At 42.9% G+C, this 13,215-nt stretch carries 12 protein-coding genes; 7 read left to right on the top strand and 5 right to left on the bottom strand.

Annotated elements, in window-relative coordinates:
- Positions 1-182 precede the first annotated feature (182 nt).
- The 7 genes from queA (at position 183) to secF (ending at position 7,675) form a co-directional block, all read left to right on the top strand.
- A complete protein-coding gene (gene queA, locus CDG62_RS05380) occupies positions 183-1,223 on the top strand; it encodes a tRNA preQ1(34) S-adenosylmethionine ribosyltransferase-isomerase QueA (protein ID WP_087528047.1) in 1,041 nt (346 codons plus the stop codon).
- A gap of 9 nt (positions 1,224-1,232) precedes the next feature.
- A complete protein-coding gene (locus tag CDG62_RS05375; RefSeq protein WP_087528046.1) occupies positions 1,233-2,261 on the top strand; it encodes a hypothetical protein in 1,029 nt (342 codons plus the stop codon).
- 25 nt (positions 2,262-2,286) lie between these two features.
- The gene (locus CDG62_RS05370) at positions 2,287-2,856 is read left to right on the top strand and encodes a LemA family protein (protein ID WP_087528045.1); all 570 of its coding nucleotides are present in this window, start codon (positions 2,287-2,289) and stop codon (positions 2,854-2,856) included.
- A 314-nt stretch (positions 2,857-3,170) separates the two neighbouring features.
- Positions 3,171-4,301 carry a tRNA guanosine(34) transglycosylase Tgt gene (gene tgt / locus CDG62_RS05365; RefSeq protein ID WP_004697695.1) on the top strand — a complete coding sequence of 377 codons (1,131 nt, stop codon included), beginning with the start codon at positions 3,171-3,173 and terminating at the stop codon, positions 4,299-4,301.
- A 104-nt stretch (positions 4,302-4,405) separates the two neighbouring features.
- Positions 4,406-4,735, top strand: coding sequence for a preprotein translocase subunit YajC (gene yajC, locus CDG62_RS05360; protein ID WP_087528044.1), 330 nt, complete (start codon positions 4,406-4,408; stop codon positions 4,733-4,735).
- 55 nt (positions 4,736-4,790) lie between these two features.
- Positions 4,791-6,692, top strand: a complete 1,902-nt coding sequence (gene secD / locus CDG62_RS05355) for a protein translocase subunit SecD (protein WP_087528043.1) — start codon at positions 4,791-4,793, stop codon at positions 6,690-6,692.
- Between the two features lie 8 nt (positions 6,693-6,700).
- Positions 6,701-7,675 (top strand): protein translocase subunit SecF, encoded by a 975-nt coding sequence (gene secF, locus CDG62_RS05350; RefSeq protein WP_005401700.1) that lies wholly within the window; start codon positions 6,701-6,703, stop codon positions 7,673-7,675.
- A gap of 32 nt (positions 7,676-7,707) precedes the next feature.
- Here the strand turns inward: secF and CDG62_RS05345 are convergent, their stop codons facing one another.
- The 5 genes from CDG62_RS05345 to hisS form a co-directional block, all read right to left on the bottom strand.
- Entirely contained in the window at positions 7,708-8,382 is a 675-nt protein-coding gene (locus CDG62_RS05345; protein WP_171405703.1) for a 4'-phosphopantetheinyl transferase family protein, read from the bottom strand.
- 90 nt (positions 8,383-8,472) lie between these two features.
- On the bottom strand, positions 8,473-9,882 hold the full coding sequence (gene der, locus CDG62_RS05340) for a ribosome biogenesis GTPase Der (RefSeq protein ID WP_087528042.1): 1,410 nt from the start codon (positions 9,880-9,882) through the stop codon (positions 8,473-8,475).
- A gap of 169 nt (positions 9,883-10,051) precedes the next feature.
- Positions 10,052-11,197 carry an outer membrane protein assembly factor BamB gene (gene bamB / locus CDG62_RS05335; RefSeq protein WP_087528041.1) on the bottom strand — a complete coding sequence of 382 codons (1,146 nt, stop codon included), beginning with the start codon at positions 11,195-11,197 and terminating at the stop codon, positions 10,052-10,054.
- Positions 11,194-11,892, bottom strand: coding sequence for a YfgM family protein (locus tag CDG62_RS05330; RefSeq protein ID WP_087528040.1), 699 nt, complete (start codon positions 11,890-11,892; stop codon positions 11,194-11,196). The genes bamB and CDG62_RS05330 overlap by 4 nt, the downstream gene beginning before the upstream one ends.
- A gap of 27 nt (positions 11,893-11,919) precedes the next feature.
- Positions 11,920-13,215 carry a histidine--tRNA ligase gene (hisS, locus tag CDG62_RS05325; RefSeq protein WP_087528039.1) on the bottom strand — a complete coding sequence of 432 codons (1,296 nt, stop codon included), beginning with the start codon at positions 13,213-13,215 and terminating at the stop codon, positions 11,920-11,922.

Genomic DNA, 13,215 nt, shown 5'->3' with positions numbered 1-13,215 from the left:
GGTGTTGATGCGTATATTAAACTTTTTGAAAAACTTGTCAACGTAAGTTAGTGATGATTGGCTATTTTTAAATCATATTTGATTTTTTAGCTTTATATTTATGCAATTTCAGCGTTTTTCTACAAAAACGCATATACTAAGCGCAATTTTGACCTCCCTTATTTTGACGCTGCTTTCCCATCATGCAACTTTCTGATTTTAATTTCGACCTCCCTGATGAACTCATTGCCCGTTATCCTTTAGACACGCGCAGTGCTTCTCGATTGTTACACCTTGATGCTCAAGGTCAGCATCATGACTTTCAATTCACCGACATTTTAGATTTGCTCGATGCAGGTGATTTACTGGTCTTAAATGACACTAAAGTGATGAAAGCACGTCTCAAAGGCAAACGTGCCAGCGGCGGAGCTGTCGAAGTACTGGTTGAACGCATGCAAGATGCATTTATTGCACACTGCCACATCAAAGCCAGCAATACACCCAAAGCGGGCGCAGAGCTCTTTATTGGCCCAGATGCCGTTAAAGTCACGGTGCTTGGACGTCATGAAAATTTATTTATTGTGGAGTTTTCCCAGCCAATTTTAACGGTGTTAGATTTATACGGACAACTACCCATTCCTCCGTACTTCAACCGTGAAGCTGAAGCCATTGATACCGAACGTTATCAAACAGTATTTAATGATCCAACCAAGTTAGCCAGTGTCGCAGCACCTACCGCAAGCCTACACTTCGACCAGAAGCTGTTGGATCAACTTGAAGCCAAAGGTATTCAGAAAACTTTTGTCACTTTACACGTGGGTGCTGGTACCTTTCTGCCTGTACGTACCAATGACATTGCCAATCACATTATGCACAGTGAGTGGTGTGATGTTCCAGAGCACTCCGTCGAGCTGATTCGCCAAACCAAAGCTCGCGGCAACAAAGTCATCTCTGTTGGGACAACCGCCACCCGTGCCGTAGAAAGTGCGGCTCAAGCGCATCAGGGTGAACTGACAGCGTGGACTGGAGATACTCAAATTTTTATCTATCCAGGTTATGAGTTCAAAGTGGTAGATCGCCTTATCACCAACTTCCACTTGCCTGAATCAACCCTTCTGATGTTGGTTTCAGCACTGTCAAATCGTGATAACATTTTGACGGCTTATCGACATGCGGTGGCCAACCAATATCGCTTCTTTAGTTATGGCGATGCGATGTTAGTCGACCAACTTCAACCCAAATAAGAAGCTCTTATGCCTATCGATACGATCAAACATTCTATTCATATTCGACGTAAAAAGAATAAAGTTGTGTTTGATAATATCGATAGGCTTTGGGACATCGCCCGAGGGGCAGATTCTGCACAAGATATTCTTGACCGACTGCACCCTTGGAATGCCCCGATTACACTGAAATTTGAAAATGTGCTGCCTATTCTACTTGGAATAGTTGGCATTTTTTTTATTGTGCCAGTGTTCTTTGCCGGAGAGCATATTTGGACCTTATTCAGCTTTTTATTCGGCTTAGGTTGTCTGCTTTGGGCCTATTTAAGTTATGAGCAGGATGATCCGCTTGTAGAAGTCACTGACTATCTAGAAAAGCAAATTATTCATAAAAAATACCAACTCAATGAGTTTACCCCTCCACAGCATATTGGCGTAACGGTACAGCCTGCATTTTTTATTGCCCATTTAAAGCAGCTGTTTCCAATTTTTAATCAAGGCTCTATCAGCAACGATATTCCTTACTACGCCAGTACGACTTGGCAAGACGAGGACGGACAACAGCATCAGGTTTTACTGTTCCAATATCACTTTGCTAATGAAATTCGCGTGCGTGATAAAGATGGCAATGAGTTAAAAGTTAAAGAAGTGCATAAAAACTTATGGGGATGTTTTGTCTTTGAGGTACCCACGCAAGGACTCGCAATTACCACTTACAATAAAAAGTTTTATTATCCATATAGTTTTCCATGGAATAGCAGTGATATTCAAATCAACCAGAAACTCAAATTTTTTGGAACTGACCAAATGAAGATGGCTAAACTTCTCTCCCCAGCATTTGTACTGCGTACTGCCGATTTTTTCCGTTCCCATGAAGGCGATTTGCTTTTTCATCCTGAAAAAAATATTTTGTGCTATATCAGTCCGCAAAACCTGTTTGAAATATCCAGCAAAGCAAAAAAAATCAATGACATTTCGACATTGCGTGGACACTTACGTACTTTTAAATTACCTTATCTAGAGCGCTTAGAATCTGATCTAACGCAATTTTTAAAATAATGACATTTTGCCGTTTGAGGACTATATGGGGCTATTGATCTTCTTCTTAATTATTATTGCAATCGTGTTTGGCGTAATCGTTATTCGCAATAATATTGTGCGACACCACAATGCAACCATTCGCGCATGGTCGGATGTAGCAACCTATGAACGTCAAAAAATAAAAATTTTAGATGGCTTAGAGCCTCTTGTCGAACAATACTCCAGCTTTGAAAAAGGCACCTTGGAAAAAGTTACTGAGCTCCGTCAAAATATTCTCAACCTAAATTTGAACAATACAGATGTCAATCAGTTACAGCGCATTGAAGCATTAAACCAAGAGCTGATGCGTAGCCTCAATGTTGTGGTCGAAAACTACCCTGAACTTAAAGCCAATGACATTTATCTCAAAATGATGAATGAAATTGAAGAGCAAAACGAAAATGTCGGTGCTGCGATCAGCATTTTTAACCGCAATGTCGAACTATTTAACAACCATATTCAAATCTTTCCGAACAATATTGTAAACACCATGACTGTTGGTAAAAAAGCTGTGCGTCCATTCCGTGATGCTGCTGCGCTGCAAAATTTTGATTACCGTCCCAATTTCAACTAAAAAATCGCTTTATCACAAACAACACATCCAAGGTACTCAAAATGAGTGCCTTTTTAACTTCTACGTTCACAACCTCGTCTATGCGATTAACTCTTTTGATTCTAATCACGACTTACTCGCCACCATGACATAAACTCAAACCGAAACAACCCTTACAGCACACCACCCTGTTCCGAAAAGCTTTGCTTTAAAAGTGTTACAACACTGGTGTTTATTTGCATAATCAAGGAAAATAGCCTCCTTTTAGCGGCGAACTGTTTTTTCGCTCTTGCACTGCATGCAGAGCAGTGCTTTGCTCTTGTTCAGGATATTTTATGAAGTTTGAAAAATTAGGTCAGTCGGGTCGTGCCCGTCGTGGTCGTTTAACTTTAGAGCACGGTGTGGTTGAAACCCCTGTGTTCATGCCTGTCGGTACTTATGGTACGGTGAAAGGCATGCTTCCGCGCGATATTGAAGACATCAAAGCGCAAATTATTTTAGGTAATACCTTCCATCTTTACCTACGCCCTGGGCTTGAAGTGATTAAAGAGCACGGCGGTCTGCATAAGTTCATGAAGTGGGATAAACCCATTCTGACCGATTCAGGCGGCTTCCAAGTCTTCAGTTTAGGCGCGATGCGTAAAATTAAAGAAGATGGCGTAACGTTCCGCTCTCCAATTGACGGTTCTAAAGTCTTTTTGTCCCCTGAAATTTCAATGGACATCCAACACACATTGAATTCAGACATTGTGATGATTTTTGACGAATGTACGCCTTATCCTGCAACACATGAAGAAGCGCAAAAATCGTTACAATTGTCATTGCGTTGGGCAAAGCGTTGTAAGACTCAGCATCATGATGTGCTTGAAAATAAAAATGCACTATTCGGTATTATTCAAGGCGGTATGTATGAAGACTTACGAGATGAGTCTTTAAAAGGCTTACTTGAAGTTGGTTTTGACGGCTATGCCATTGGTGGCCTATCTGTCGGTGAACCGAAAGAAGAAATGATCAAAGTGCTGGATTATCTTCCAGAGAAAATGCCAGCAGACAAACCGCGCTACCTGATGGGCGTGGGTAAACCTGAAGACATCGTAGAAGGTATCCGCCGTGGCGTCGATATGTTTGACTGTGTCATGCCTACACGTAATGCCCGAAATGGACATTATTTTGTGACCGACGGTTTAGTACGTATTCGTAATAGTAAATACCGTCACGATCAAAGTCCGCTAGATCCACACTGTGATTGTTATACCTGTACCAACTTTACCCGCGCTTACTTATTCCATTTGGAAAAATGTGGCGAGATGTTGGGCTCAATGCTGGGTACTATTCACAACTTACGTTACTACCAACGTTTCACTCAAGACATTCGTGACGCATTAGATAATGATCGCTTTGATGCCTTTGTTGAAGATTTTTATGCACGTCGTGGTTTAGAAGTTCCACCTTGCCCCCAAGATTAATTGTTCTGAGCATTTGCGCTTGGTAAAAAGACAAGGTAAATTGCAGAACAAGTCTATTTATGATCAATTCATTGGTCACCGTTTTTTTAGTTTAGGAATTTGAAATGAGCCTTTTTATTTCTACAGCTCACGCAGCGGGTGAAGCTGCACAACAACCAAGTATGGTCGCAAACTTATTGATGATTGCTGTTTTTATTGCAATCTTCTACTTCTTAATTTGGCGCCCTCAAGCAAAACGTGCCAAAGAGCACCGCTCTTTGGTTGATAGTCTTGGCGTAGGCAGCGAAGTGGTATTTGCTGGTGGCCTCATGGGTAAAATCACTAAACTCGAAGGTGACTTTGCAGTGGTTGAACTGAGCCGTGGTGTAGACGTAAAAATTCAACGCGCAAGTGTGATTTCAGTTCTTCCTGAAGGCACATTAAATAACCTTTAATCAAAAAAATTAGTCGTGCATCCGCACGACTTTTTTCATTTTAAGAAGAAAACAAATGCGTTACCCAGCATGGAAATATCTACTGATTCTCGTGGTTTTGACGATCAGTACATTATATGCCCTGCCTAGTTTGTATCCAGATGAGCCTGCGGTTCAAATTTCTGGTGCCAAAGCTGGTACCCAAATTGACCAAAGCATCGTACAAAAAGCAGAGCAGATTTTAAAATCTGAAAGTATCTCAAGCCATGACAACAGTTTTAGCAATAATGCTGCACTGTTACGTCTTGACTCTAGCGAAGCACAATTAAAAGCCAAAGAAGCGCTACGTCGTGGCCTTGGTGATGACTATGTTGTCGCGTTGAACTTGGCGCCAACCACGCCAGAATGGCTACAAAAAATTGGTGCAAAACCAATGAAGCTCGGTCTGGACTTACGTGGCGGTGTTCACTTCTTATTAGAAGTGGATATGGATAAAGCGATTGCTCAGCGCATGGAAACCTCTGCGACTGATTTACGCCGTCAGTTCCGTGACAACAAAATTAAATTTAACAGCCTTGCATTAAACAACAACACCATTACCGTTCAGTTTGCCAACAACGATGATCGTACTGCAGCTCAAGACTACTTACGTAGCAATGGTAATGAGTTTAATCAGCAAGCGGTCGCAACTACAACAGGTTCAACCTTACGTTTAACCTACACCGATGTACGCCGCCAAGAAATTCAGTCTTATGCGGTGAACCAAAACTTAACCACTTTACGTAACCGTATTAACGAGTTAGGTGTGGCCGAAGCCCTAGTACAAACACAAGGTAGTAACCGCATCGTGGTTGAGCTTCCAGGTGTTCAAGACACTGCTGAGGCAAAACGTGTCTTGGGTCGTACAGCAAACCTAGAGTTCCGTTTAGTCTCTGACCAAAATGATCAAGTCATTGACCCATATACTGGCAAGAGCAATGGTCAACCACTTCCACCAGGAACAGAGCTTTTTGCATATGAGTCGTTGGACAGTGGACGTGAATTACTTTTAAACCGTAACCGTATTTTAACGGGTGAACGTGTTCAAAACGCATCAAGTGGCTTTAGCCAAGACACTGGCGGTGCTGAGGTAAACATTACCTTAGACACAGCAGGTGGAAAACTGATGTCAGATGCAACCCGTAATGCGGTGGGTAAGCGTATGGCTGTGTTGTTCATTGAAAATAAACAACGTATTAGCTATATCACCGATCCTGCGACTGGTGCACAGACTGAAGTCCGTACACCTTATGCAGAGTCTGTAGTGATTAATGCTGCAACCATTCAAGCAGTCCTCGGTTCTCAATTCCGTATTACAGGTCTAGATTCACCTCAAGAAGCGTCTGAACTTGCCCTAATGCTACGTGCAGGTGCTCTTGCTGCGCCAATGTACTTTGTTGAAGAACGTGTAGTGGGTCCAAGCCTCGGTCAAGAAAACATTGATAAAGGTGTGCTATCGACTCAAATCGGCTTCTTATTGGTAGCAATCTGGATGGTAGTCTTTTTCCGTCTCTTTGGTTTAATTGCTAACTTTGCCTTGGTCTTCAACTTAGCCATGATTCTAACAGTCATGTCTTGGATTGGTGCTTCCCTCACCCTGCCGGGTATTGCGGGTATCGTGATTACCATTGGTATGGCGGTCGATGCCAACGTCTTGATCTGTGAGCGAATACGTGAAGAAATGAAGTGGGGAGCATCGCCCAAACAAGCCATTGTGGCGGGTTATGACCGTGCTTATAACACCATTTTCGACTCAAACTTAACCACGTTCTTGGTTGCGTTTATCCTATTTGCTATCGGTACAGGCCCAATTAAAGGCTTCGCTGTAACCTTAATGATCGGTATTATCTGTTCTATGTTTACTGCTATTACAGTAACACGTGCGATTGTACAGCTCATTTATGGCAAAAAACGTAACTTGAAAAAGTTGAGCATATAAGGAGATCGATGATGACTGATGTGACTCAACAAGATTCAAAAAAATACGGCCGTCCAGATGATGAACGTGTGATTGATTTTATGAAGATTGCGCTGCCTGCAGCCATTCTTTCTATTGTCTTAACCATCGGCAGCCTATTCTTTATTTTCACCAAGGGTCTTAACTTAGGTTTGGACTTTACTGGTGGTATTTCTGCCGAATTGAACTATAGCAAACCAGTGAAGTCAGCCGATGTCTCTGCTGCACTAACCAAAGCTGGCTTTCATGACCCTGTGGTACAAACCATTGGTTCAGATCGTGATTTGATTGTGCGTATGCCTGTACAAGAAGACACAGCCGCAGAAGACTTAACTAAAACCATTACCCAAGCGGTACAGCTACCGGGTAACTCAGCTTCGGTCAACAAGGTTGATGTGGTGGGTGGGCAAGTCGGCAATGAACTCTACATTCGTTCAGCGGGTGCTGTGGCTTTAGCGTTACTACTGATGTTGGTCTACGTAACGATTCGCTTTGAATTCAAACTGGCGATGGGTGCGGTGCTGTCTTTGTTCCATGACGTGGTGGTCACCATTGGTATTTTTGCCATGATGCAGTGGCCATTTGACTTAACTGTATTGGCTGCAATTCTGGCTCTGATTGGTTTCTCATTGAATGACAACATTGTCGTTTCGGATCGTATTCGTGAAAACTTCCGTAAGATTCGTGGGGCTTCGCCTTTAGAGATCGTTAACATCGCTTTAACTGAGACCCTACGTCGTACCATTCACACCTCAATGACTTTATTGTTGGTGGTGATCTCAATGATGATCCTCGGTGGTGATGGCCTGAAATGGTTCTCTGTTGCGATGTTTGTAGGTGTTTTTGTGGGCACATACTCTTCAATCTACATCGGTACAGCTTTTGCTTTATGGCGTGGCTTAAACCGTCAAGACTTCATTGTTCAAGTGAAGCCTGAGTTTGAAGAAGAAAATGAAATTCCATAAATACTTACCATAGTCCGAACAAAGAAAGCCTCTCAATCGAGAGGCTTTTTTATGTCGGTGTGAAGCTGTTGTACTAGCTCTATCTGAGGCAACGCATAACCACGGCAGGACTGCTCTGCCCGCCATGCCACAGTCAACATCACATCTCCCAACTCAAAATTCTGATAAGCGAAACTACCAATGAGCGGATGGTTACACATGCCACCATTATGCATTGGATGTGCTTGGGTATTCAGTTCATTTAAGTTTAAACGAATGCCTAAACCCGATGCTTTAAGCACCGCTTCTTTGGTCGTCCAAACTTTAAACCAGTAGGATTTTTCCTGCTCAACCTGTTGCCATAGCTCAAGTTCATCGCCATGAAAAGCATGTTGGGCCAAAGCGCCAAAACGCACCCTTCGACTTAACTCTTCAACATCCACGCCCAAATCAGCCACTTTTTCACTCATGGCTAAAGCATAATAATTTTGACTATGACTATGGTTGAAATGAAAAGTAGGCTGATCAACCAGATAAGGTTTGCCTGTCTCACTCAGTGCAATGGTATGATCATCCACGATCATCTGTCGTTGTTCAGATAAGCATTGATTACGATATTGATAAATGGCTTGTTTTCGCTGTGCAATTTGTTCGACACGTGACAGGCTGTGATCCACCTTCACAATGTCCTCAATCTTTTTCAGCTCAACACGTATTGTCCTTGCCACTTTGTATTCCTATCATGGTTTCATGCATCATAAAATAAAAAAGCCCAAAGATCACTTTGGGCTTTTCAGCATCAAAACCTTAATGCCTGATTAGCGTTTGAATTTCTTCTCAGCTTTCTTAAATTTTTGAACATAACGACGCTTACGCGCTGCTGTACGCTCATCCACTTGTGACTTACGTCCTTCAAATGGGTTTTCAGAAGTTTTAAACTCAATACGTACTGGCGTACCTTCCAGTTTGTATACTTTACGGAATACGTTTTCTAAATAACGACGATAATCCGCAGGAGTTTTATCAACTTTGTTCCCGTGAATCACGATGGTTGGTGGATTTTGTCCACCCATATGTGCATAACGCATCTTGATACGACGACCTTGTACCATAGGTGGTTGATGCGCATCGGTTGCATCATTTAAAATTTGTGTAATTTTCGCAGGTGAGACTTTCAAATGCGATGAGTCATAAGCACGGTGAATTGATGGATACATTTCACCAACACCCGTACCATGCAAAGCAGAAATAAGGTGGATCTTCGCCCAAGGAATAAAGTCAAAACGGCGCTCGACATCCAACTTACATTGCTTACGATCATACTCGGACATATTGTCCCATTTGTTAATCGCAATTACCATCGCTCGACCTGCTTCAAGCGCGTAGCCAATTAAGTGTAAGTCTTGCTCAACAATGCCTTCTCGCGCATCCACCACAATAACCACCACATGAGCATCTTTCATGGCTTGCAAGGTTTTCACAATTGAGAATTTCTCAATCATTTCATCAACCTTACCTTTACGACGCACACCCGCAGTATCAATTAAAGTGTACTGACGACCATCACGCTCAAACGGAATATAGATTGAATCACGAGTGGTTCCTGGTTGGTCGAATGCAACTACACGTTCTTCACCCAGCAAACGATTCACTAACGTCGATTTACCCACATTTGGACGACCAATAATCGCTAAACGTAAACCGGTGTGCTTATCATGCTCTTCTGGGTTTTCATCTTCAGGAACATCATGCAGAACTTCTTCCAGCATTTGCTGCACACCACGACCATGACTTGCAGCCACTTGTAGCGGTTCACCCATACCTAGCTTATAGAATTCAACTAATGCAGCTTCAGCATGTACACCATCAACTTTGTTAGCAACCAAATAAACTTTTTTACCAAGCGTACGCAGCTCACGGGCAATTTGCTCATCAGATGCGAGCAGGCCTGCGCGAGCATCAACAACAAACACAATGATATCGGCTTCATGGATAGCAGTTTTCGACTGTTCTGCCATGTAAGAGTCGATCCCGCCTTCATTTTCGCCAATACCACCAGTATCAACCACAATGAAGGATTTATTTTGATAAACAGCATCACCATATTTACGGTCACGGGTCAGACCGGCAAAGTCAGCAACAAGCGCATCTCGGCTTTTGGTGATCTGGTTAAATAGCGTTGATTTTCCGACGTTCGGACGACCAATGAGCGCAATTACGGGTTTCATAGATTAACCTTTATTCAAGATCAGCCAGTGAGACTGGTCTGAACATCAGAAACTGGAAGAAAAATTAGGTGAAAAACCTGAATAAAAACTCGGGGTTTTGACTAAGCAAACACCCCGAGGAATTTAAAAAAATACGAATTTCGACTAGTTTAACATAAGTCGAACAGAATTAACGATTCTGCCAAATGCTTAATGCACCCTTTCGTGTCGCAACATAGAGTTGATCATCAATCACACGTAAAGTACGCACTTCGCCAGACGTCTTAGCACGACCGATCAACTCACCTGTCGCAGGGTTCACCATGTGCAATACGCCATCCAAATCACCGACAATCAAGTCTTGACCTAACATCACTGGATTACTCAATTGGCGGTTTAGCAGGCTATCATTTTCCCAAAGCTTTTGACCGGTGCTAATTTCATAAGCCACCAACTTACCGTCAGTTTGTGCCACAAATACACCATTACCGACCACTTCAGGACGCTTCGTACTACTCGAATCTTCACTCCACACCACTTGCTGTGAAGCCAAATCCGTCATGGTCACTTGACCTTGATAGCTAGTCGTAATCAAGTACTGACCTGCCACTACAGGGTCACCATCGACATCATTCAAACGTTGAATATCCGAACGACCATCCGATACAGCCACACGGCGTTGCATACGCGGCACACCTGTGAGTACATCTAAAGCATAAACATAGGCATTCGCTGAAGAAATGAGTACTGTACGTGCATCGACAGGCACTGGTGCCGCATTACCACGTAAACTCAGTTGTACATTCGGTAAGTTATAGGTCCACACTTGCTGACCTGTGGCCAAATCATGCGCAAAAACAGTGCCATCATTACTTACAGAAATAACACGACCAGCTTGAATCAACGATGGTGCAAGAAGCGCACCCGTTAATTGTGCTGTCCATTTTTGCTCGCCAGTTGCCTGATCTAGAGCAAACAATTGACCTTTGGTGTTACCTACAATGACATGACCATCAGCAGCCTCAACACCTGAACTCAAACCAGCTTTAGATACTTCTTTCTGCCATAGTTTTTGTTTACCTTGATAGGCCGTTACTACACCTTTAGGGTCAAGCGCAAAAACTACACCGTTGTCGGCATCTAGGCGTAAACGTAAAGGATCAGCAGTCGAAGTTGAAGACACACTTTGAGAAAATACAGGCGTCAGGGTTTTCGCCTGAGTCAGTTTTGGAAGTGGATTCGGCTTAACTTCTTCCACTTTTCCGCTACTTGCACAACCCGCAAGCGCTAAAGTTAATACGGTTAATGCGCACGAAATTTTGTATTTTCTATTCATTCAGTTTCTTCCGCTGCTGTTTCTATAAGTGGACGTTCGATTTCAGGATCATCAACTAAAATACCAACACTTTCGAGTTTAATTTGTAAAATTTGGCGTTCTTGTTTACGTTCAACCAACTGATCCCATGCACTTTGGTAGGCTTTTTTCGCATTTTCTATGTCGTTTTTAGCCACATAGACATCGCCCAAAGCTTCATCGGCTGTCGCTTTAAAAGCAGGATCTTTTACCAATGTGAGGTTTTTAATCGCATCATCAAACTTCTTTTGAGCCAATTGTGCATACGCTAAACGCAATTTCACAATTTGCACTAAACCATCGTCATCTACTTTCGAATTTTCAACTTTCTTCAACGCTTTTTCAGCACTAGCATAATCCGCTTTGTCATAGGCCAATTTTGCCATCAACAATTGTGTTTGAATGGCCTGCGCCGAATCTGGTGCTTCTTTCACAATTTTGTCCGCAGTTGCAGACAAGGCTGTAAATGCATCGCCTTGCGTTGTACGTGCTTCATCCATTAATTGCTGAACTTTAGCCGTGTTCATTTGGTTCTCGGCTAAAGTTTTCTTCTGCCAGTATTGCCATCCAAAAAAGGCAATCAGCGCAATTAAAATCCCACTAATAATGGCTGAACCATATTTCTTAGTGAAAGACTTTAAACTATCAAGTTGCTCTTCATCACTTAATGCGCTCATGTGACTACCCTTTCCTTATATTTTGGCTTATTTTGAAGAAAATTTTTCAATCATAAATGGCACGATGTCATCCACCGCAACCAAAGTTTGTTCAGCTGTTGCCAACTCTTTTACGGCAAACTGCGCAGCTTCCACTTCACGCTCACCTAAAATAAGGGCAAACAATGCCCCAGACTGATCGGCTTTTTTCATCTGTGACTTCATTGAACCCTGAGAGCCTACTTTCAAACGAATCGTGCTCGATGCCGCATCCAACTGATTGCGAATTTGCTCTGCAAGGACTAAAGCTTTGCCTTGAGACGCTGGATCTGCCAACAAAAACATTTCGCAGTCACGTACAGGTGTAGCGTCTTCAACTTGTTCAAGAAGCAATAATAAACGCTCTATACCCATCGCAAAACCAACGGCTGGCACAGACTGATCTGCCTTGCCTTTGAGCTGTCCAACTAGACCGTCATAACGACCACCGGCACAGACTGTGCCTTGTGAACCCAAATGCGTAGTGGTCCATTCAAAAACGGTTTTGTTGTAATAATCCAAGCCACGCACCAATTTCTGGTTAATCACAAAGCTCACACCTGCATCGGTTAAATACTGCTGCAAGGTTGCAAAGTGATTCAACGTTTCCTCACCCATAAAGTCATGCAACTTCGGCGCATTTTCTAAAATGGCTTGAGTTTTTGCATCTTTAGAGTCAAGGATACGTAGTGGGTTGGTGGTTAAACGACGCTGTGAATCTTCATCCAAATCATTTTTATGTGATTCTAAGAACTCCACCAATGCCGCACGATAAGCTGCGCGCTCATCAGACTCACCGAGAGTATTTAGCTCAAGTTGAACTTTATCTGCCACACCCATGCGTTTCCACAGACGTGCCGTCATCAAAATCAACTCAGCATCCATATCTGGAGTTGCCACACCAAAGGTTTCCACGCCGAACTGGTGGAACTGACGATAACGACCCTTTTGCGGTTTTTCATAACGGAACATTGGCCCGATATACCAAACACGAGGCGTCGCACCACGAAGCAAGTTATGCTCAAGCATGGCGCGTACACAGCCTGCTGTTCCTTCAGGACGCAAAGTCAAAGACTCAGGCGGATTACCTTTATCCAAGAAGGTGTACATTTCTTTTTCAACGATATCCGTTGCATCCCCAATTGAACGTTTGAACAAATTGGTCTGTTCAACAATAGGTAAACGAATTTGTTGGTAGCCATAAGCATCCATCAATGATGCGAGATGCTGTTCAAGACGTCTCCATGCAGAGGTTTGCGTAGGAAGAATGTCATTAAAACCTTTGATTGCGACTATTGAACTCAT

Source organism: Acinetobacter sp. WCHA55 (assembly GCF_002165305.2).
In the GTDB taxonomy this organism is placed as follows: Bacteria; Pseudomonadota; Gammaproteobacteria; order Pseudomonadales; family Moraxellaceae; genus Acinetobacter.
Note: the sequence above shows the minus strand (reverse complement) of the source record. Positions and strands in the feature narration are given on the sequence as shown.

Coding starts and splice junctions, on each gene's coding strand:
- queA (WP_087528047.1), top strand. CDS start 183: ATGCAACTTTCTGATTTTAATTTCGACCTCCCTGATGAACTCATTGCC.
- CDG62_RS05375 (WP_087528046.1), top strand. CDS start 1,233: ATGCCTATCGATACGATCAAACATTCTATTCATATTCGACGTAAAAAG.
- CDG62_RS05370 (WP_087528045.1), top strand. CDS start 2,287: ATGGGGCTATTGATCTTCTTCTTAATTATTATTGCAATCGTGTTTGGC.
- tgt (WP_004697695.1), top strand. CDS start 3,171: ATGAAGTTTGAAAAATTAGGTCAGTCGGGTCGTGCCCGTCGTGGTCGT.
- yajC (WP_087528044.1), top strand. CDS start 4,406: ATGAGCCTTTTTATTTCTACAGCTCACGCAGCGGGTGAAGCTGCACAA.
- secD (WP_087528043.1), top strand. CDS start 4,791: ATGCGTTACCCAGCATGGAAATATCTACTGATTCTCGTGGTTTTGACG.
- secF (WP_005401700.1), top strand. CDS start 6,701: ATGATGACTGATGTGACTCAACAAGATTCAAAAAAATACGGCCGTCCA.
- der (WP_087528042.1), bottom strand. CDS start 9,882: ATGAAACCCGTAATTGCGCTCATTGGTCGTCCGAACGTCGGAAAATCA.
- bamB (WP_087528041.1), bottom strand. CDS start 11,197: ATGAATAGAAAATACAAAATTTCGTGCGCATTAACCGTATTAACTTTA.
- CDG62_RS05330 (WP_087528040.1), bottom strand. CDS start 11,892: ATGAGCGCATTAAGTGATGAAGAGCAACTTGATAGTTTAAAGTCTTTC.
- hisS (WP_087528039.1), bottom strand. CDS start 13,215: ATGAGTTCAATAGTCGCAATCAAAGGTTTTAATGACATTCTTCCTACG.